The organism is Occultella glacieicola (assembly GCF_004353825.1).
GTDB classification, from domain to species: Bacteria; Actinomycetota; Actinomycetes; order Actinomycetales; family Beutenbergiaceae; genus Occultella; species Occultella glacieicola.
This window is the reverse complement of the sequence record NZ_SMNA01000018.1, coordinates 24,184-43,250: the sequence shown is the minus strand read 5'-3', so window position 1 is coordinate 43,250 and position 19,067 is coordinate 24,184. Positions and strand designations below refer to the sequence as shown.

Genomic DNA, 19,067 nt, shown 5'->3' with positions numbered 1-19,067 from the left:
GGTGCGCCCACCGCGGCCACGCGCAGAACGCGACCGGCCGCCGTCGTTGCGGTCGCCGCCGCGGCCCGAACGGCCCCGGCCGGGACCGGACGGAGCCGGCGCGGTCGCCGCGGCGGCCGGCGCGCGGGCCGGGTCCACGCGCGGAGCGACGTCGCCGACGAGCTTCGCGACGGCGGTCGCGTCCGGCCGTACCGGGGCGGCCGTGATCTTCGCCGCGCGGGTCAGCTGGCGCACGTCGCCGCGCTGCTCGGGGAGCATCAGCGTGACCACGGTGCCGCCGGAGCCGGCCCGGGCGGTGCGGCCGGAGCGGTGCAGGTACGCCTTGTGCTCGGCCGGCGGGTCCACGTGCACGACGAGCTCGACGTCGTCGACGTGGATGCCACGCGCGGCGATGTCCGTGGCGACCAGGACCTTCACGGCCCCGGTGGAGAACGCCTCGAGGTTGCGCTCGCGCGCGTTCTGGGACAGGTTTCCGTGCAGGTCGACGGCGGGGATCCCGCTCGCAGTCAGCTGCCGGGCCAGCTTCTTGGCCTGGTGCTTCGTGCGGGTGAACAGCAGCCGGCGGGAGGTGCCACCGGCGAGCTGCTCGATCAGGTCGCGCTTGGCGTCGGCGCCGGACACCTCGAAGATGTGGTGCTCCATGGCCGCGACCGGAGAGGCGGCCGAGTCCACCGAGTGGGTCAGCGGGTTCGACAGGTAGCGCTTGACGATGATGTCCACGCCGTTGTCGAGGGTCGCCGAGAACAGCATCCGCTGCCCGCCGCGCGGGGTGGCGTCCATGATCCGCTTCACGGCGGGCAGGAAGCCGAGGTCGGCCATGTGGTCGGCCTCGTCGAGCACGGCGATCTCGATGTTGTCCAGGCTCAGGTGGCCCTGGCCCTTGAGGTCCTCGAGGCGGCCCGGGCAGGCGATCAGGATGTCCACGCCGTCGTTCAGGGCGGCAACCTGCTTGCCCTGGCCGACGCCGCCGAAGATCACGGTGTGGCGCAGGCCCGCGGCCGCGGCCAGCGGGGCGATGGTCTCGCCGATCTGACTGGCGAGCTCCCGGGTCGGGGCGAGCACGAGGCCGCGCGGCTTACGGGACGCTGCGCGGCGGCCGTCGGTCAGGCGTGCCACCAGGGGCAGCGAGAACGCGATGGTCTTGCCGGAGCCGGTGCGGCCGCGGCCGAGCACGTCCCGTCCGGCGAGGGTGTCGGTCAGGGTGGCGGTCTGGATCGGGAAGGGTTCGGTGATGCCGCGCTCGGTCAGGGACTTGACCAGCGCAGCCGGAACTCCCAGAGCCGAGAAGGACGGCGTCTGGGCAGGAGTCATTGATGACAAGGAGTTGTTCTCTCGTTCGATGGGTTCACCGCAGTGGTCGACACTGGTGCTGCCTGGCCGAGTGGCCGGCGCATGAAGAACCGCGATGTCGGCGCGAATCGTGCGCGCCTGAAACCCATTGTCCACCATGGCGCGGACATTCAACGAATGACGTGAGAAGTGTCACAATGGGGACAGGAGGCAGGCACGGTGATCTCGGTGGTTCGCACGAGTGCGACGGCGGCCCTCGCGTGCGCTCTCACGCTCGCCGTGGGCGCGTGCTCGGCCGGCCCGGCCGAGCCGTCCGAGGACGACCGCCCGGACGCGCTCGCGACCTGGTCCGCGCAGGACGCCGAGGGCGGGGACGGGGCCGTACTGGTCGGCACGCTGGAACTGGCCGGCGGCTGCCTGGTGGTCCGGACCGAGGTGCCGCTGGAGGCCGACCCGTCGCAGCCCATGGAGGTCACGCCGGTGTTCCCGTGGCCGGAGGTCGAGTGGGACGGCCAGACGCTGCGGGTGCAGGGGATGTCCGTGACGGTCGGCGAACGGATCGAGCTCGGTGGCGGGCTTGGCTCCGTCCCGTTGCGCGAGGACGAGCGCGTCGAGATCCCCGAGAACTGTCCCGCGGAGCAGTTCTTCTACGTGGGCGCGTAGCGACCCGCGCGCTTTCCGCGCAGGCGCCCACCTCGGGACGGTGAGCCGCCCGGTCAGGCCGCGATCACGCCGTCGGGAAGGAGTCCCTCGGCCACCAGGGCGACCCAGAGCGCGTCGTCGACCTGGGCGTCCAGCCGAGCGACGAGCTCGCGCACCTCCGCCGCGGAACTGAGGCCGAACGTGGCGTTCACGACGCCCCGGGCCCGGCGCCCGAAGTGCACGGCCGCGGTCGGCAGATCCACCCCGAATCGGGCGCAGACCCCGGCGATCCGGTTCGCCCGCTCGATCATGGCGGCCGGGGCGGGACCGTACTCGTAGGTGGCGTCCGGGGGCACCTGTTTCCGCGCGAGCAGGCCGGAGTTGAAGACCCCCACGTTCACGATCCCGACCCCGTGCTCGGCGCAGGCCGGCACCAGCCCGGGCCAGGCGGGCTGCTCGAGCAGGGTGTAACGGCCGGCGACCATGACCAGATCCATCCCGTGCCCGCCACCGCGGCCGTTCGGGACCGCGGCGGCCCGGACCAGGTCGACGAGCACCGGAACGTCCTTCGCCCCGGCGCCGATCGCCGTGACCAGACCCTCCTCACGCATCTCGATCAGGGTCCTGATGGCGGCGTGCGCCTCGGCGCGCGGGTACTCCTCCGGGTCGTGGAGGTAGGCCACATCGACGCGGTCGAGTCCGAGCCGCTCCAGGCTCGCGGTGAGGCTGTCCCGGATCCCCGCGGGGCTGAGGTCCACGACCCGCCGGCGGTTGGTCGGCACCCAGAAACCCTTCTCGGTATCCAGCGCGCCCGGCACGTGGTCGGGGTTGGGCTCGAGCAGCCGGCCCACCTTGGTGGAGAGCACGTACTCCGCGCGCGGCCGCCGCGCGAGGAGTGCGCCCAGGCGCTCCTCGGACAGGCCGAGGCCGTAGTGCGGGGCGGTGTCGAAGTAGCGGATCCCGGCCGCCCAGGCGGCGTCGAGGATCTCCTCGGCGACGGCGTCGGGTACCGGCCCGTATAGGTTGCCGAACGCGGCCCCACCGAGTCCGACCGGCGGGAGTTCGCTCATCCGACCGGGGCCGGTCGGGGCAGCTGCACCCCGGCGGTGCCGCCGTCCACGGACAGGCAGGTTCCGGTCACCGATCCGGAGGCCGGGGAGGCCAGGTACAGCACGGCCTTGGCCACGTCCTCCGGCGACACGAGCCGGCCCATCGGCTGGCGCCCCTCGAGCACGGCGCGCTCGGCGACCGGGTCCGCGGCGTTCTCGAGCAACCGGTCGATCCACTCGGTGCGGACGGTGCCGGGGGCCACGCAGTTGACCCGGATGCCCTCGCCGACGTGGTCGGCGGCCATCGCCTTGGTCAGCGCGAGCACCGCGCCCTTGCTCGCGGCGTACGCGGCCCGCTGCACGAGGCCGACGAGCGCGACGATCGAGGAGATGTTCACGACCGCGGCGCGGTCCGACTCGCGCAGGTAGGGCAGGGCGGCCCGGGTGACCGAGGCCATCCCGACGACGTTCACGTCGAGCACCTTGCGCCACAGGTCCAGGTCACCGTCCTCGACCGTGCCCTGGGCGCCGATGCCGGCGTTGTTGATCACCGCGTCGATGCCGTCCAGCTCCTCGGCCGCGGCGGCCATGGCCGCCCTGGTGGCGGCCTCGTCGGTGATGTCACAGACGAAGGAGGCCACGCCGTCGTCGCGGGACTCGGTCAGGTCCAGGACCGCGACCCGCGCGCCCTGCGTGAGGAACTCGGCGGCCGTCGCCGCGCCGATGCCGGCCGCTCCCCCGGTGATGACGACCTTGAGGTCCTGGATGTCCGACATGGATGCCCCTCTGCAGCATGGACACGGCGCGAGCGCCGCCGATCGCGATCATCCTAGGAGTCCGTCCGGATGGTGACCACGGGTGTTCACTCCTCGGGAACGGATCAGTAGGCTGCCCGATCGTGACCATTCTCCTCACCGGTGACTCGATCACCGACGCCGGCCGTGACCGTGACGATCTCGCCAGCCTGGGCGACGGCTACGCCGCCCTGGTCGCCGCCGACCTCCCGGACGAGCGGGTGCTCAACACCGGCATCAGCGGCAACCGCGTGGTGGACCTGCAAGCACGCTGGGACGCGGACGTCCTCGCGCACACCCCCGACGTGCTGTCGATCATGATCGGCATCAACGACACCTGGCGCCGCTACGACCGTGACGACCCGACGTCCGCGCGGTCCTACGAGGCTGGCTACCGGGACCTGCTCGCTCGGAGCCGGGCGGCGGGAGTCGGCCGGATCCTGCTCGTCGAGCCGTTCCTGCTGGCGCTCGGCCCGGACCAGTGGGACTGGCGCGAGGACCTGGACCCGAAGATCGCGGCAGTGCGGCGCCTGGCCGAGGAGTTCGGGGCCGAGTACGTCGCGACGGACGGACCGTACGCACAGGCGGCGGCCCGGGTTGGTGCGGCGGCGCTCGCCCACGACGGCGTGCACCCGACGCCCGCCGGCCACCGGCTCCTCGCGGACCTCTGGCTCGAGGCCTACCGCACCGCCTGACGGTCACTCCGGACGCGGCTTTCCGGCCGTTGCGTCACTGACCCGCCGGACGGGTCAGTGACGCAGCGGATCAGCGAGTCAGTCCCGGGCCCGTCGAAGTAGTCACCGCGAACGGACTGCCTCGACACGCAGGCGGCTACCTCGCCGCCGGTCAGCGGGCGTCGCTCTTAGCCTGCCGGCGGGCACCCTGCGCCTTGCTGCTCGCGGCCGTCTTCTTCGCGACGGCGGAGCGGGAGCCGACCTTCGTGCTCGCCTTCGCGGCACTCGCCTTCGCAGTGCCCGCCTTCGCGCCCGCCTTCGCGCGGGTGGTCTTCGCGGGCGCGGCGGCCGGGGAGGCCGCGGCGCCGCCCGCCGCGGCGGCAAGCCGCTCCGCCTTCAGCTCGGCGGCGCTCGCCCGGGCTGCCTTCGCCAGGGCGGCGCTGACCCGGGCCAGGGACTCCTCGAAGATCTCCGCCTTGTCCCCGCTGCGCCGCGGCGCCGCACTGGCTGCGCCGCGGGCGCCCTTGGCGGGAACGGCGGCGGCGACCTCGTCGCGGTGCAGCTTCACGTACTTCGTGCGGGCCCGCCGCACCCGCGTCAGGAGCGAATCGAGGCCGTCCTCGTCGAGGGTGTCCAGGTTCTTCCTCTCCGTCTCCAGGACGAGTTCGTACTCCTTGGACGTCAGGTTCCCCAGCGTTGCCTTTGCCACGATCGCCTCCCGATCATCCGCCGCGCGAGGGCCGCGCCGCGCCTCGGGACCGAGACTACGCGGAGGCGTCGCAGGCCCGCAGGACGAACGCAGGCACGCAGGACGAACGCGGGCCCGAGCGCCCGGGCCCGACGCCGGACCCCCGCGGCGGCGCGAAGGGCCGGCCACCGTGATGGTGGCCGGCCCTTCGTGAACTGCAGGTCGGGTCAGTCCGCGCTCGCTGCGGGCAGCTCCGGCGTGATGCCGGCCCCGACCGCGAGCGGTTCCTTCTCCTTCTCGGCCTTGGCCTCGCCGTGGAACGTGAACTCCCCGAGCAGGCCCTCCCCCACGGCGTCGACCGTGATGTGCTGGCCCGCGGCGAGCTCGCCGTAGAGGATCTTCTCGGAGAGCTGGTCCTCGATCTCGCGCTGGATCGCGCGACGGAGCGGCCGGGCGCCGAGCACCGGGTCGTAACCACGCTCGGCGATCAGGTCCTTCGCCGCGCCGGTGAGCTCGATCGTCATGTCCTTGTCCGCCAGGCGGGTGGACAGCTGGGCCATCATCAGGTCGACGATCTGGTAGATCTCCTCCTGGGACAGCTGCGGGAACACGATCACGTCGTCGACACGGTTCAGGAACTCGGGGCGGAAGTGCTGCTTCAGCTCGTCGTTGACCTTGACCTTCATCCGGTCGTAGTTCGTGGACAGGTCGCCACCGGCCTGGAAGCCGGTCAGCAGGCCCTTCGCGATGTCCCGGGTACCGAGGTTCGTGGTCATGATGATCACGGTGTTCTTGAAGTCCACCACCCGGCCCTGGGAGTCGGTCAGGCGACCGTCCTCGAGGATCTGCAGCAGCGAGTTGAAGATGTCCGCGTGGGCCTTCTCCACCTCGTCGAAGAGCACCACCGAGAACGGCTTGCGGCGCACCTTCTCGGTGAGTTGGCCGCCCTCCTCGTAGCCGACGTATCCGGGCGGGGACCCGAACAGCCGCGACACGGTGTGCTTCTCGGAGAACTCGCTCATGTCCAGCTGGATGAGGGCGTCCTCGTCGCCGAACAGGAACTCCGCGAGCGCCTTGGCGAGCTCGGTCTTCCCGACACCGGTGGGGCCGGCGAAGATGAACGAGCCGCCGGGACGCTTCGGGTCCTTCAGACCCGCGCGGGTGCGCCGGATCGCCTGGGACAGCGCCTTGATGGCCGCGTCCTGGCCGACGATCCGCTTGTGCAGCTCGTCCTCCATCCGCAGCAGCCGCGAGGACTCCTCCTCGGTGAGCTTGAAGACCGGGATCCCGGTGGACGCGGCGAGCACCTCGGCGATGAGTTCCTCATCGACCTCGGCCACGTTGTCCATGTCCCCGGACTTCCAGGCCTTCTCCCGGTCGGCGCGGGTGTTGGCGAGGTTCTTCTCCTCGTCCCGCAGCCGCGCGGCCCGCTCGAAGTCCTGATCGTCGATCGCCGACTCCTTGGAGCGCCGGGTCTCGGCGATCTGCTCGTCGAGCTCGCGCAGCTCCGGCGGCGCCGTCATCCGGCGGATCCGCAGGCGGGCGCCGGCCTCGTCGATCAGGTCGATCGCCTTGTCCGGCAGGAACCGGTCGTTGACGTACCGGTCGGCGAGGTTCGCCGCGGCCACGAGGGCGGCGTCGGTGATCGTCACCCGGTGGTGCGCCTCGTACCGGTCCCGCAGGCCCTTGAGGATCTCGATGGCGTGCGCGAGCGTGGGCTCGGCCACCTGGATCGGCTGGAACCGGCGCTCGAGCGCGGCGTCCTTCTCGATGTGCTTGCGGTACTCCTCGAGGGTGGTCGCCCCGATGGTCTGCAGCTCACCGCGAGCGAGCATCGGCTTGAGGATGCTGGCGGCGTCGATCGCGCCCTCGGCGGCACCGGCCCCGACGAGCGTGTGGATCTCGTCGATGAACAGGATGATGTCGCCGCGGGTGCGGATCTCCTTGAGGACCTTCTTGAGTCGCTCCTCGAAGTCACCGCGGTAGCGCGAACCGGCCACCAGGGCGCCGAGGTCGAGGGTGTAGAGCTGCTTGTCCTTCAGGGTCTCGGGCACGTCGCCGCGCACGATGTCCTGGGCCAGGCCCTCCACCACGGCGGTCTTGCCGACGCCGGGCTCACCGATCAGCACCGGGTTGTTCTTGGTGCGCCGGGAGAGCACCTGCATGACCCGCTCGATCTCCTTGCCGCGCCCGATCACCGGGTCCAGCTTGTTCTCGCGGGCGGCCTGGGTGAGGTTGCGGCCGAACTGGTCCAGAACCGCCGAACCGGAGGGCGTGCCCTCGTTCGGGCCGCCGGCGGAGACCGGCTCTTTGCCCTGGTAGCCGGACAGCAGCTGGATGACCTGCTGGCGGACGCGGTTCAGGTCCGCACCCAGCTTGGTCAGGACCTGCGCGGCGACCCCTTCGCCCTCGCGGATCAGGCCGAGCAGGATGTGCTCGGTGCCGATGTAGTTGTGGCCCAGCTGGAGCGCCTCCCGCAGGGACAGCTCGAGGACCTTCTTCGCACGCGGGGTGAACGGGATGTGCCCGGATGGCGCCTGCTGGCCCTCGCCGATGATCTCCTGCACCTGCTGGCGCACTGCTTCCAGGGAGATGTTCAGCGACTCCAGCGCCTTCGCGGCCACGCCTTCACCCTCGTGGATGAGGCCGAGCAGGATGTGCTCGGTGCCGATGTAGTTGTGGTTGAGCATCCGTGCCTCTTCTTGGGCAAGGACCACTACTCGGCGGGCTCTGTCTGTAAATCTCTCGAACATCTGCGTACTCCTCACGGGCCGGGACCGACACCGGTCATGGCGGTGTGTGTCTTCGATGCTAACGGCGCGGGTCCGGCGATGATGCCCCTGTTCGCCAGCGGCAGAGAGCACGCCGGTCACGATCGTGCAACGCCCGACGGCGGATGCTCGCCCGAGCACGTCGGCGTGCCGGCCGTGGTGGGTCGGCTCAGGCGAGCCGCGCCCGGAACTCGGCGAGCGCGTCGGCACCGAACAGGACGAACCGGACGGTCTCGACGCCGCGTGCGTCGGCGTCGCGGACCGTGGCGACCGCGATCTCGGCGACCTCGCCCATCGCCCAGCCGTAGACCCCGCCGCTGATCGCCGGGAACGCGACGGAGGTGGCGCCGAGCCCGCTCGCCACGGCCAGGCTGGCCGAGAATGCGGACGCGAGCAGCGCCGGGTCCGTCTGCCCGGCGTGCCGGTTCGGCCCGACCGTGTGGATCACCCACCGGGCCGGCAGGTTCCCGGCCCCGGTCGCGACGGCATGACCGACGGGCAGCCCGTCCCGGTGGGTGGTCGCCCGCAGCTGCTCGCACTCGGCCAGCAGCGCCGGCCCTGCGGCCCGGTGGATGGCGCCGTCCACCCCGCCACCACCGAGCAGCGAGGAGTTCGCCGCGTTGACGATCGCATCCACGGACTGGGTGGTGATGTCTCCCGCGACGGCCTCGATTCGCATGTCCCACTGTGGCACGTCCCGACCCGACGTCGCCGGCCTTGCCACGCACGCCTGGCGCGGACTGCCCGCGACGGCCACCTTCAAACCTCTCACTCTGGAATCGGAACGTTTGATCTTCGCCGTCGAGCAGCGGACGGTGGCTGGCCGGGGCGGCCGGACCGGGAGCCGCCGGACTAGGCCGGGGTTGTCGGGGTTGTCGGGGCCGAAACCCGGTGCTTCGATGAGTCGATGACCACCGAGAACCGCGTCGTCAGCGCCGGCCGGGAGATCTCCTGCGCCGCCGGCCCCATCTTCGACCTCATCGCCGACCCGAGTCAGCAGCCCCGCTGGGACGGCAACGACAACCTCGCGCAGGCGCCCGCCGGCCAGCGGGTCCGCGCCGCCGGCGACGTCTTCACCATGACCCTGACGAAGGGGCAGGTCCGCGAGAACCACGTGGTCGAGTTCGAGGAGGGCCGGCGGATCGCGTGGCGGCCCTCCGAGCCGGGCAAGCAGCCACCCGGACATCTGTGGCGCTGGGAGCTCGAGGCGCTCGGCCCGTCGCGGACCAGGGTCACGCACACCTACGACTGGACCGAACTCACGGACGAGAACCGGGTGCCCCGCGCCCGGGCCACGACGGCCGAGAAGTTGCAGGCCTCGATCGACCGGCTCGCCGAGCTCGCCGAACAGTCCTGAGCCGGACGCCCGCCGGCGGTGGCCCCGGCCGGCCGGTGCGCGACCTCGACGCGGGGCCGGCCGCCGTCGACCCCCGTCTCGGACGGTGAGGCGGACTAGGCTCCGAGGTGTGTTGTTCCGACCTGCTGAGCTCGAGGCGATCCGCGACGGTGCGATCGACCTGACCTTCCGGCGCTGGGACCGGGCCCGCGTCAAGGAGGGCACCCGGCTCCGGACGGCGGTGGGGCTGATCGCGGTCACCGGCGTCGAGGCGGTCCCGCTCTCGGCGCTGCGCACCGAGGACGCGCGCCGCTCCGGCGCCGCGTCCGTGGCCGCGCTCAGGAGCGCGCTCACCGAGCGGGCCGGCGGGCGGGTCTACCGCATCGGCCTGTCGTTCGCCGGTCCCGACCCGCGCGACGGGCTCCGTGAGACGGTGCCCGCCGCCGAGGAGCTGGCCCTGATCGTGGCGGGCCTGGACCGGCTCGACGCCGCGTCCACCCTCGGTCCGTGGACACGGGCGACCCTGAGACTGATCGATGCCAACCCGGAGGTGCGGGCTCCCGAGCTCGCGGCGACGGTCCGGCGGCCCACCCCCGACTTCAAGCGCGACGTCCGCAAGCTCAAGGAGCGGGGGCTGACCGAGTCATTGGCGATCGGCTACCGGTTGTCCCCCCGCGGCGAGAGCGTCCTCGACCATCTGGACGGCCCCCGGGACCGGCCACCGCGACGGCCCGGCACCCCGCTGCCCCGGTCGATCGGCGCCCCGGCCACCCGCGCGCTGCGCGCCGTCGACGTCCACACGCTCGAGGCGGTGAGCCACCGGACGGCCGCCGACCTCGCCGCCCTGCACGGGGTCGGGCCGATCGCCCTCGACCGCCTGGCGGGCGCCCTGGCAGCGGCCGGCCTCGGCTTCGCCGACGGCGCGCCGACGGGAAGCGAGCAGGACCAACCGCACTGATCAGCACTGGTCAGCGCTGGTCAGCGCGCCGGCTCCCGACCGGGCCGGCTCTCCACGAGCAGCGTGAACGGCCCCTCGTTCACGAGGGAGACCGACATCATGGCGCCGAACTCGCCGGTCGCCGTCGTGATCCCCCGCTCGCGCAGGTCCGCGACCACCGCCTCGACCAGCGGTTCGGCGACGGGCCCCGGCGCGGCCGCGGACCAGGACGGGCGTCGCCCCTTGCGGGTGTCCCCGTACAGGGTGAACTGGCTGACCACGAGCACCCCGGCGCCCGGGGACTCGGTCACGGAGGCCTCCCCGGCCAGGATCCGCAGCTCGGCGATCTTGCGAGCCACCCGGGCAGCGTCCTCGGTGGTGTCGTCCGAGCAGACCCCGACCAGGGCGAGCAGGCCGGTGCCGATCTGCCCGACCACCGACCCGCCGACGCTCACCGAGGCGGACGAGACCCGCTGCAGCACGGCCCGCACCGGCTCAGCCCAGTCCCGGCGGGACGTCCGCCCCGAACGCGGGGCGGACCGAGCCGGCCGGCGCGCCCCCACCGAGGACCGGAACCCGCGCCCAGGCCCAGGCTCCCTCGACCCCGAGGACGCGCAGCGCGGCGGCGAGGATCGCCGCCCGGGCCCGCCCCCCGCCGTCGGACACCTTGAACGCGAGCGCGCGCCCGTCGGGCAGCGCCGCCGCGTACACGCCGTCGGCTCCGTCCTTCGCGATCAGCCCGGGCACGGCGGTCATCGCCTCGGTCGCGTCCCGGCCGGTGCCGCCGACGAGCCACGGGTGCCCGGCCATCGCGTCCCGGACGCGCGCCTCGGGGCCGGCCGGGGCGGACGCGATCCGGGCGAACGCCCGGGCGAGCCCGGACACGGTGGTCGAGAACTGCGGCGCCCCGCACCCGTCCACGGCGACGTGCGCGGGATCGACACCGGTCAGATCGGCGATTCCGGCCGCGATCGCCTGCTGCAGGGGGTGCTCGGGGTCCAGGTAGGTGTCGTTGGGCCACCCGGCGGCCCGGCTGGTGGCGAGCATGCCGGCGTGCTTCCCGGAGCAGTTGTGCGCCAGGCGCGACGGCGGGGTCCCGGCCGCGATCCAGGCGTGCGCGGTCTCCTCCCGCCACGGCAGCGACGCGGGGTTGCCGAGGTCGGCCTCGGTCAGGCCGGCGCGGGCGAGAATGCTCGCCGCGACGTCGAGGTGGCGCGGCTCGCCGTAGTGGGAGGCACAGACCAGGGCCAGCTGCTCATCGGTCACGTCCAGGCCGGCACGCAGCATCGCGACCGCCTGGACGGGTTTGATGGCCGAACGCGGGTAGATCTCCTGCTCCGGGTCGCCGAGGGCGAGCACCACGTCGTCATCGGCGTCGAGGGCGACCAGGTGCCCGGCGTGCACCGACTCCACCATCGTGCCCCGGATCACCCACGCCAGCGGCGCCCCGGGCGCGGGTGCGACGAGGCGTGGCGGCGGCTTCACCACCGGCTACCGCCGCCGGAACCTCCCGAGCCCCCGCGGCCGCTGTACCGGGCCACCGCCGGGCGCACGTCGGCCAGGTAGATGCCGGCCGGGATCGCGGCGATGAGGACCAGGAACAGCGAGCTGCCGCCCCCGCCTGCGGGAATCCCGAGGAAGCCGAGCACGGTCGCCAGCGCGAGCACACCACCCCAGAAGCCCTTGGTGCGCTTGTCGGCCGAGGTGAACGCCGTCGTCGGTCGGACCAGCGCGTCGACCAGCGCCCAGAGGGCGAGGCCGAAGGCAATGACGGACAGGCCGAGGAACAGGTACGCCTGGATGTTCGCGATCACGTTCCGAGGGTACGCGAGCAACGACTCAGCCGGGGCGTCCGGTGTCGATCTCGACGAGCGCCTCCCGGGCCTGGCTGCCGGTCATCCCGGTGAGTTCGAGCAGGTCGACGACGAGCGAGCGCAGCAGCACCACGAGGGTCTGGGTCTGCCAGCCGGTGAAGGCCTGCGGGTCGAGCTCGCCCGCGACCGCGAGCAGCTGCGGACGGAGCCGGATCAGGTCGGCGTTCGACTCGAACGCGAAGCCGATGTCCCGGCTCGCCCGCGCGGTGACCTCGAGGATGTCGGCGACCCGGTCCCGGTCCCGGAGGTTCTCGGACACGGTCCAGGAGCGACGTGCGATCACCCGCAGGTTGCGCATCGCACGGTCACACAGGGTGCTGCCGCGCTGGAGCCGGGTGAGCAGGTCGTCGTGGCGCAGCGCCGTCGGGGTCAGCCGGGTCGCCTCGAGGGCATCACGCACCAGGCTGCTCCAGTCGTCGAGCACCCCCTGCGACCCGCGCGCCCGGACCAGCGCGTCGTTGAGGACGTCCGGGTCGCCGAGCCGGATCCCGCGGGCGACGTCGGAGGCGGTGATCGCCAGTTCGCCCATGCCCTCGGCCGCCAGGGCCCGGGCCCGTCTGCGCACGTCGAGCGGGAGCAGCGCCGCGGTGAGAAGTGCGAGGGCGCCGCCGATGAGCGCGTCGAGCCAGCGCCCGACGCCGCCACCGACCAGCGTGGTGGAGAACCCGACGATCACGACGGCCTGCACCCCGGCCTGCATGGCCAGCATCTGGGCGCCGTCGATCAGCCTCGCCACCGAGACCGCGAGCGCGAGGACCACGGCGATCTGCACCGGCCCGGTGCCGAACAGGTGCGCGAACACCTCGCCGAGCGCCACGCCGAGGGTCACCCCGAGCGCGAGTTCGGCCACCTTCCGCGGGCGCCGGTCGTTCCCGTAGCCCAGGCACACCCAGGCGGCGATCGCGGCGAACACGGGGACGTCGTGGCCCACGGCGTACAGCGCGACCGCGTACGCGATGCCGGCGGCCACCGAGGCGCTGAGGATCCCGACGGCGTCCGCGCGCAACCGGCGGACCCCGCGGGCGACCCTGGCGGTGACGAGCACCCGGGCCCGCCGCACGTCGAATCGCCGCCGGGGCGCCTCGGCACGAGTCGGTCCGCTGCTCACACCTGGACAGCGTACGGGTGGCGGTCGCCTCGGTCCTGTCCGGCCACCCCGGACCCTGTTGCGGGCACCCCGCCGCGCGCCCGCTGAGGCGTGGTCGAGCGAGCCGGTTTCGGCCGACCGAGCCGCCCACACGGCGCTCGGTCGGCCGTGGGGCAGCCTAGTGACCCTAGGCGAGCAGTGAGCGTGCCCGGTCGACGAGCGCGGCGCTTGCGCGCCGAGCCTTCTTCTCGGCGGCAGCGTCGAGGATGGCCGTCGAGTAGTGAGCCGAGTCTGAAAAAGTAGACACATGGGTTGAGCGGCAAGTCCCGGACCGGGACGCAGCGCTGGACGGCGACGCTTCCGGTCCCGCAGGTCCGTCCCGTCCGACGAGCGCTACAACGTCCGACGGCGCAGCATCGGTCCGGCGGCCGGCTCCGGTCGGTCGGTGCCTGCGCCGTCCACGGCGACGATGAGTTCCTGTGCGGCGGCGATGCCGCCGACGGTCAGCTGGACGTCCGGATCGACGTTGCGCTTGATCACCGCCAGGGCCACCGGGCCCAGCTCGTGGTGGCGCACCACGGACGTGACCCGGCCGACCTCACGGTCGCCGTCGAGCACCGTCTCGCCCGGGTCCGGGGTGAGGTGCTCGCTGCCGTCCAGGTGCAGCATCACCAGCCGCCGCGGCGGCCGGCCCAGGTTGAACACGCGAGCGACCGTTTCCTGGCCCCGGTAGCAGCCCTTGTGCAGGTGCACGCTCGTGCGCAGCCAGTCCAGCTCGTGCGGGATGGAACGCTCGTCGACCTCCCGGGCCGCACGCGGGCGCCAGGCCGCCACCCGCAGCGCCTCCCAGGCCCAGGCACCGGCCAGCCGGGCCCCGGTCGCCTCCGCGGACCGGACCACGTCCGGCACCTCGGCGCGCGGGACCAGCCACAGCTGCGCGGCCCACTCCGAGCCGGGGTGCTCGGCGTCGGCCGGGCCGTACCGGGTCGAGCCCGGGGCCGTGGTCGGCCACGGGTCGCGCCAGGTCACGGGTTCCGCCCCGGCCTGGGTGCGCAGGGACGGACCGGCGGCGGACGTCCCGAGCACGGCGGTGCCGGTGTCGATCGCGACCTCGACGCGGAGCATGAACCGCATCGACTCCAGGAACGCGGCCAGCCCCTCGGCGTCGGCGGTCTCGGTGATCAGCCAGGTGGTGGTGCCGTCGTCGACGACGGCCGGGGCGTGCTGCACCCGCCCGTTCGGGTCGAGCAGCAACAGCTCGGTGCTCGCCCCGGGGGCGAGCGCACCGACGTCCTGGGAGCTCAGCGTGTGCAGCCAGCCGAGCCGGTCCGGACCGGTCACGGTCACCACACCCAGGTGGGACAGGTCCACCACGGCCAGCCCTCGGGCGAGGTCGCGCTGCTCCCGGTTCGGCTCGCCGTAGTGCGCGGCGACGCCCGTGTCCGGGCCGCCGGCGGCGACGGCGCCGTGGCGTGAGAGCAGGGGCGAGGCGATGGTGGTGGTCACGCCAGGTACAAGGCCCGCGGGGCCGCCTTCATTCCGTGGCGCGGCCGCGGCCCGCATGGAAGGCGTTCGGTCATTGTCGCTGGAGCCGGCCGGAGGAGTAGGACTGCATCTCGTGGCCGAACGCGGCCATGTCCGTGGCCCACATCAGTTCCCCACGCACCAGCCCGTACATCCGGGCCGCGGCGGACACCTCCGCCCCGGACGCGGTCCGCGCGACCAGATCGGTGGCGAGCTCGATGCGTGGTCCCTGGACCACGCCGAGGTACACGCTCACGTGGCCGCTCGGTTCGGCGAGCAGGACCTCGATCTCGGTGGCCGACGGCGGCGGTGCGGCCGTGGAGGACGCGTTCGCGCCGGTCCGGGGTGCTCCGGGCGCGTCCGGCGCCGGGCCTGCCGCGGGGGCGTCCGGCGCCGGGTCGGCCGCGGGCGCGTCGGTGAGCGCGCTGGCGTCGTCGGGGGCCTTCGGGACCGCCCGCCAGAAGCCGGACTCGGTGGCCCACACCTGACCGGGCCGCAGCGCGGCCACGTCGACGTCACCCTCGAGCGAGTCGAGTTCGCCGTCGAGGTTCCAGGTCGTCGAGGTGTACGCGAGGTAGGGGCCGCCGTCGGAGGTGAAGGTCAGTTCGACGAGGATCGGCCGCTCCGGGATGTCCGGGTAACCGAGGAAGCCCGGGCCACGCCAGGTGCCGAGCAGCCAGGACAGTGGGTAGGTCTCCGGAGCGAGGCCGTCGGGGATGGCGAAACTCATGCGGTGGACTCCCTGGGGACGCGGGTGCGAACACCGCCGATGGTACTCGTCAGGCGACGAGCAGCCGGGCCAGCACATAGACCGGCAGACCGGCGACGGCCACCGGCAGCACGGCCGCGGCGAGCGCGGGGAAGGGTCGGCCGGACGAGGGGAACTGGCCGAACAGGCGGTGCGCCGCGGCGAGCACAACGCCGGCGGAGAAGCCGATCAGGGCACCGGCCGTGGGGCCGACGTCGGTCACCGAACCGACCGCGAGGCCGCCGCCGGCGGCGGCGACGACGGTGATCCCGGCACCGATCCAGCCGGGGAACGGCAACGCCGAGCACATGGCGGCGACGGCGAGGGTGACCGCCCCGCAGAGCAGCAGGCCGACCGCCGTCGGGCCGGTGCCGACGGCGATCCACCCGGTCGCGGAGGTGACCACCGCGGCCCCCGCGACGGTGCCGGAGACCGACTCGACCAGGCGGGGTCGCCCGTCCCGACGCACGAGTTCGTGCACGAACGCGGCCACCACCGACAGCGCGAACACGACGGCCACCATGGCGAGGTCGTTCGTCAGCAGCAGCACCCCGACCGACGCGACCACGCAGCCGAGCAGCACCACGCTGGCGCCGCGGCGGGCCGGGAGTCCGAGCAGGCTCGGCCAGCCGATCGAGAACAGTGCCCCGATCGCTGCGACCGTACCGATCAGCAGGTACCGCTCCCCGAAGGCGGTGATGCCGATGCCCGCGGCCGCCGTCGCCGCGACCACCGCACGGAACGGGCCGCCCATCATCTGCCTCGAGCACCTCTCGGTCGGTCGGCGGGCCGCGCAGCGGGCCCACGGGTACAGGCCGAACGCTACCGGCAACCGGCCCGCACCCGGTGGGACCCGGCCGTCCCGGCCGGGCGCCGGGGATCCGGCGGGCGGTAACGGGCGCGCCGCGACCTGCAATACGATGACGCCACCGGTCGGGAGGAGCACGCGTGGCGGAACTTCTGCTACTCACATCAGAGCCTGGCGGTTCAGCACAGGTGCTCCCCGCCCTCGCACTGCTGCATCACCGCGTCCGGGTGGTCCCGGTGGAGCCGTCGTCGCTGCTGGACGCACCGGACGCGGATGTGGTGCTCATCGACGGACGTCGCGACCTCGCGCGCGCCCGGAGCACCTGCCAGCTGCTGCGCACCACCGGCATCGAGGTGCCGGTGCTCCTGGTGCTCGGCGAGGGCGGGCTGTCCGTGGTGGGGCAGGACTGGGGGATCGACGATCTGGTGCTCGCCGAGGCCGGCCCGGCGGAGGTGGACGCACGGCTGCGGCTGGTCGCCCAGCGTTCCGACCGGCAGTCGGCCGACGACCCCGAGGAGATCCTCGCCGGTGACCTCGTGATCGACTCCGGCGGGTACACGGCCCGCCTGCGCGGGGAGCCGCTGGACCTGACCTACAAGGAGTTCGAACTCCTGAAGTACCTGAGCCAGCACCCGGGCCGGGTGTTCACCCGAGCCCAGCTGCTGCAGGAGGTGTGGGGCTACGACTACTACGGCGGTACCCGCACCGTGGATGTCCACGTGCGGCGCCTGCGGGCGAAGCTCGGCCCGGAGCACGACGCGATGATCGGCACGGTCCGTAACGTCGGGTACCGGTTCGACCTGCCCCGCGAGCGGCGCCCCGGCGGCGACACGAGCACGGAGTCGGCCGGCGCCGACAGCGCTGACAGTGCTGACTCGGCCGAACCGGCACTGTGACCTCACCCACCGAGCCCACCCCGCCGTCGGCCGTTAGACTTGTCACCGACGTCGGGTCGCGCTAGCCCCGGGCTCCAACATCAGCCGCTACGAGCGGCCTTCGCGCCGTCAGGCGCTGGGCGGCCCGGCGTCCTCTCCCCTCGGCTGCTCTCGCCGACCGGGCGGCTGTCGGCCCGGAGTGCTCTAGCCTGATCTCGCTGACATTGCCCCTTCCCCCGGAGTGAATGCTGTGCGCTTCCGCCTGACCCCACGCGATGTCACGTTCTTCGACCTCTTCGCGTCGAACGCCGAACACCTGGTCACCGGTGCCGACCTGCTCGCCCAGCTGATCGGAGCCGAGCCGGCCGACCGGCCGGGATACGCCGCCCGGCTCCGGGCGGCCGAGCAGGAGGCGGACACCACGCGGGCGACGATCACGAACCGGCTGAACCAGACGTTCGTGACGCCGTTCGATCGCGACGACATCTACACGCTGGCGACCGCGATGGACGACTGCATCGATGCGATGGAGGCGGCCGGCGACATCATCGTGCTCTTCCAGATCGTCGACCTGCCCGACGACGTCATCACCATGGTCTCGACGCTGCAGCGCGCCGCCGAGCTGACCGCCGCCGCGATGCCCCGGCTGCGCACGATGACCGACCTGAAGCCGTACTGGCAGGAGATCAACCGGCTGGAGAGCGAGGCCAACCGGACCCACCGCGCGCTGCTGGCGCACCTGTTCGGGAGCCCGCAGTACCAGCAGACCCCGACGGACGTGGTGGACCTGATCAAGCTCAAGGGGGTCGTCGACGAGCTCGAGAAGGCCGCCGACGCGTTCGAGCGGGTGGGCAGCGTGGTGCAGACCATCTACGTCAAGGAGACCTGAGCCGGTGGAGCTCCTCCTCGTCCTGCTCGTGGTCGTGATCGCCCTCGCGTTCGACTACACCAACGGGTTCCACGACGCGGCGAACGCGATCGCGACCTCCGTCTCGACGAGAGCGCTCACCCCACGCGCTGCGCTCCTGCTCGCCGCCTCCATGAACATGGTCGGCGCCCTGCTCGGCACCGGCGTCGCCGAGACCATCGGCAGCGGCATCATCGACACCCCGGCCGGGCCGTCGGGCCTGATCGTGGTGCTCGCGGGCCTGCTCGGCGCGATCGCCTGGAACCTGATCACGTGGTGGAAGGGCCTGCCGTCCTCGTCCTCGCACGCGCTCATCGGTGGCCTCCTGGGCGCCGGTATCGCGTCCCTGTCCACCGTGCACTGGTCGGTGATCCTGGACAAGGTGGTCATCCCGATGGTGGCCTCACCCCTGGTCGGGTTCGCCCTGGCGTACGTGGTCATGATCGCGGTGCTGTGGGCCTTCCGGAACGCCGCCCCGGGCCGCACCCAGCGCCGGTTCCGGCTGGCCCAGACGGTCTCGGCGGCGGCGATGGCGCTCGGGCACGGGCTCCAGGACGCGCAGAAGACGATGGGGGTCATCGTGCTCGCGCTGGTCGCGGGCGGGCTGCACGAGGGCACCGAGATCCCGCTCTGGGTGAAGCTCGCCGCGGCCGGGGCGATCTCGCTCGGTACGTACTCCGGCGGCTGGCGGATCATGCGCACGCTGGGACGCAAGGTCATCGAGCTCGACCCCGCTCGTGGCTTCGTGGCGGAGTCGGTCGCCTCGAGCGTGCTCTACACGACGGCGTTCGTGTTCCATGCGCCGATCTCGACGACCCACACCATCACGTCGGCGATCATGGGCGTCGGCGCCACGAAGCGGGCCTCCGCGGTGCGCTGGGGCATGGCCCGAAGCATCGGCGTGGCCTGGGTGCTGACCATCCCCGCGGCGGCGACCGTGGCCGCGGTCCTCTACCTGGTCCTCTCGCTGTTCCTGTGAGGTCCCGCCCGGGCCTTGGCCGGTGTTTCATCGGGACCGCGAGCGGGCACTCCTGCCCATGGATACCGGCGCGCGCAGGCCTGC

General features: G+C 72.9%; 20 protein-coding genes. 7 read left to right on the top strand and 13 right to left on the bottom strand.

What is annotated here, in order from left to right:
* The coding region (locus EXU48_RS23525; RefSeq protein WP_133110143.1) for a DEAD/DEAH box helicase at nt 1–1,311 on the bottom strand (1,311 nt) is incomplete at its 3' end.
* A 207-nt stretch (nt 1,312–1,518) separates the two neighbouring features.
* On the opposite strand from EXU48_RS23525, the gene EXU48_RS23520 reads away from it, so the two are divergent.
* The gene (locus EXU48_RS23520) at nt 1,519–1,953 is read left to right on the top strand and encodes a hypothetical protein (RefSeq protein ID WP_133110142.1); all 435 of its coding nucleotides are present in this window, start codon (nt 1,519–1,521) and stop codon (nt 1,951–1,953) included.
* A 53-nt stretch (nt 1,954–2,006) separates the two neighbouring features.
* Here the strand turns inward: EXU48_RS23520 and EXU48_RS23515 are convergent, their stop codons facing one another.
* Both EXU48_RS23515 and EXU48_RS23510 read right to left on the bottom strand, forming a co-directional pair.
* Complete coding sequence (locus EXU48_RS23515) at nt 2,007–3,002, bottom strand: aldo/keto reductase (RefSeq protein WP_133110141.1); 996 nt, start codon at nt 3,000–3,002, stop codon at nt 2,007–2,009.
* Nucleotides 2,999–3,757, bottom strand: coding sequence for an SDR family NAD(P)-dependent oxidoreductase (locus tag EXU48_RS23510; protein WP_133110140.1), 759 nt, complete (start codon nt 3,755–3,757; stop codon nt 2,999–3,001). Before EXU48_RS23510 ends, EXU48_RS23515 begins: the two co-directional genes overlap by 4 nt.
* 122 nt (nt 3,758–3,879) lie before the next feature.
* Here EXU48_RS23510 and EXU48_RS23505 point away from each other — a divergent pair, with 122 nt between their 5' ends.
* Complete coding sequence (locus tag EXU48_RS23505; protein WP_235857235.1) at nt 3,880–4,470, top strand: SGNH/GDSL hydrolase family protein; 591 nt, start codon at nt 3,880–3,882, stop codon at nt 4,468–4,470.
* A gap of 151 nt (nt 4,471–4,621) precedes the next feature.
* Here the strand turns inward: EXU48_RS23505 and EXU48_RS23500 are convergent, their stop codons facing one another.
* From EXU48_RS23500 to EXU48_RS23490, 3 genes are all read right to left on the bottom strand, one after another.
* Nucleotides 4,622–5,158: a hypothetical protein gene (locus EXU48_RS23500; RefSeq protein ID WP_207947880.1), complete on the bottom strand. Its 537-nt coding sequence runs from the start codon at nt 5,156–5,158 to the stop codon at nt 4,622–4,624.
* Nucleotides 5,159–5,364: 206 nt separating this feature from the next.
* Nucleotides 5,365–7,890 carry an ATP-dependent Clp protease ATP-binding subunit gene (locus EXU48_RS23495; protein ID WP_133110138.1) on the bottom strand — a complete coding sequence of 842 codons (2,526 nt, stop codon included), beginning with the start codon at nt 7,888–7,890 and terminating at the stop codon, nt 5,365–5,367.
* Between the two features lie 187 nt (nt 7,891–8,077).
* Nucleotides 8,078–8,587: an O-acetyl-ADP-ribose deacetylase gene (locus EXU48_RS23490; RefSeq protein ID WP_133110137.1), complete on the bottom strand. Its 510-nt coding sequence runs from the start codon at nt 8,585–8,587 to the stop codon at nt 8,078–8,080.
* Nucleotides 8,588–8,815: 228 nt separating this feature from the next.
* Here EXU48_RS23490 and EXU48_RS23485 point away from each other — a divergent pair, with 228 nt between their 5' ends.
* Complete coding sequence (locus EXU48_RS23485; protein WP_133110136.1) at nt 8,816–9,265, top strand: SRPBCC family protein; 450 nt, start codon at nt 8,816–8,818, stop codon at nt 9,263–9,265.
* A gap of 109 nt (nt 9,266–9,374) precedes the next feature.
* Nucleotides 9,375–10,202, top strand: a complete 828-nt coding sequence (locus tag EXU48_RS23480) for a hypothetical protein (protein WP_133110135.1) — start codon at nt 9,375–9,377, stop codon at nt 10,200–10,202.
* Nucleotides 10,203–10,222: 20 nt separating this feature from the next.
* Here the strand turns inward: EXU48_RS23480 and dtd are convergent, their stop codons facing one another.
* The 7 genes from dtd to EXU48_RS23445 all read right to left on the bottom strand — a co-directional run bounded on the left by dtd (nt 10,223) and on the right by EXU48_RS23445 (nt 16,171).
* A complete protein-coding gene (gene dtd / locus EXU48_RS23475) occupies nt 10,223–10,672 on the bottom strand; it encodes a D-aminoacyl-tRNA deacylase (protein ID WP_133110134.1) in 450 nt (149 codons plus the stop codon).
* A gap of 4 nt (nt 10,673–10,676) precedes the next feature.
* On the bottom strand, nt 10,677–11,669 hold the full coding sequence (locus tag EXU48_RS23470; RefSeq protein WP_235857234.1) for an asparaginase: 993 nt from the start codon (nt 11,667–11,669) through the stop codon (nt 10,677–10,679).
* Nucleotides 11,663–11,995, bottom strand: coding sequence for a DUF2516 family protein (locus EXU48_RS23465; RefSeq protein ID WP_133110133.1), 333 nt, complete (start codon nt 11,993–11,995; stop codon nt 11,663–11,665). Before EXU48_RS23465 ends, EXU48_RS23470 begins: the two co-directional genes overlap by 7 nt.
* Before the next feature lie 25 nt (nt 11,996–12,020).
* The gene (locus EXU48_RS23460) at nt 12,021–13,163 is read right to left on the bottom strand and encodes an FUSC family protein (RefSeq protein ID WP_165962965.1); all 1,143 of its coding nucleotides are present in this window, start codon (nt 13,161–13,163) and stop codon (nt 12,021–12,023) included.
* Between the two features lie 372 nt (nt 13,164–13,535).
* The gene (gene ygfZ / locus EXU48_RS23455; protein WP_235857233.1) at nt 13,536–14,648 is read right to left on the bottom strand and encodes a CAF17-like 4Fe-4S cluster assembly/insertion protein YgfZ; all 1,113 of its coding nucleotides are present in this window, start codon (nt 14,646–14,648) and stop codon (nt 13,536–13,538) included.
* Between the two features lie 70 nt (nt 14,649–14,718).
* Nucleotides 14,719–15,396: an FABP family protein gene (locus tag EXU48_RS23450; RefSeq protein WP_133110130.1), complete on the bottom strand. Its 678-nt coding sequence runs from the start codon at nt 15,394–15,396 to the stop codon at nt 14,719–14,721.
* A 49-nt stretch (nt 15,397–15,445) separates the two neighbouring features.
* Nucleotides 15,446–16,171 carry a hypothetical protein gene (locus EXU48_RS23445; protein WP_133110129.1) on the bottom strand — a complete coding sequence of 242 codons (726 nt, stop codon included), beginning with the start codon at nt 16,169–16,171 and terminating at the stop codon, nt 15,446–15,448.
* Between the two features lie 191 nt (nt 16,172–16,362).
* On the opposite strand from EXU48_RS23445, the gene EXU48_RS23440 reads away from it, so the two are divergent.
* The 3 genes from EXU48_RS23440 (at nt 16,363) to EXU48_RS23430 (ending at nt 18,983) form a co-directional block, all read left to right on the top strand.
* Nucleotides 16,363–17,118, top strand: coding sequence for a winged helix-turn-helix transcriptional regulator (locus tag EXU48_RS23440; RefSeq protein WP_133110128.1), 756 nt, complete (start codon nt 16,363–16,365; stop codon nt 17,116–17,118).
* Nucleotides 17,119–17,347: 229 nt separating this feature from the next.
* The gene (locus tag EXU48_RS23435; RefSeq protein ID WP_133110127.1) at nt 17,348–17,986 is read left to right on the top strand and encodes a DUF47 domain-containing protein; all 639 of its coding nucleotides are present in this window, start codon (nt 17,348–17,350) and stop codon (nt 17,984–17,986) included.
* 4 nt (nt 17,987–17,990) lie between these two features.
* On the top strand, nt 17,991–18,983 hold the full coding sequence (locus EXU48_RS23430) for an inorganic phosphate transporter (RefSeq protein ID WP_133110126.1): 993 nt from the start codon (nt 17,991–17,993) through the stop codon (nt 18,981–18,983).
* The last annotated feature ends 84 nt before the right edge of the window (nt 18,984–19,067 follow it).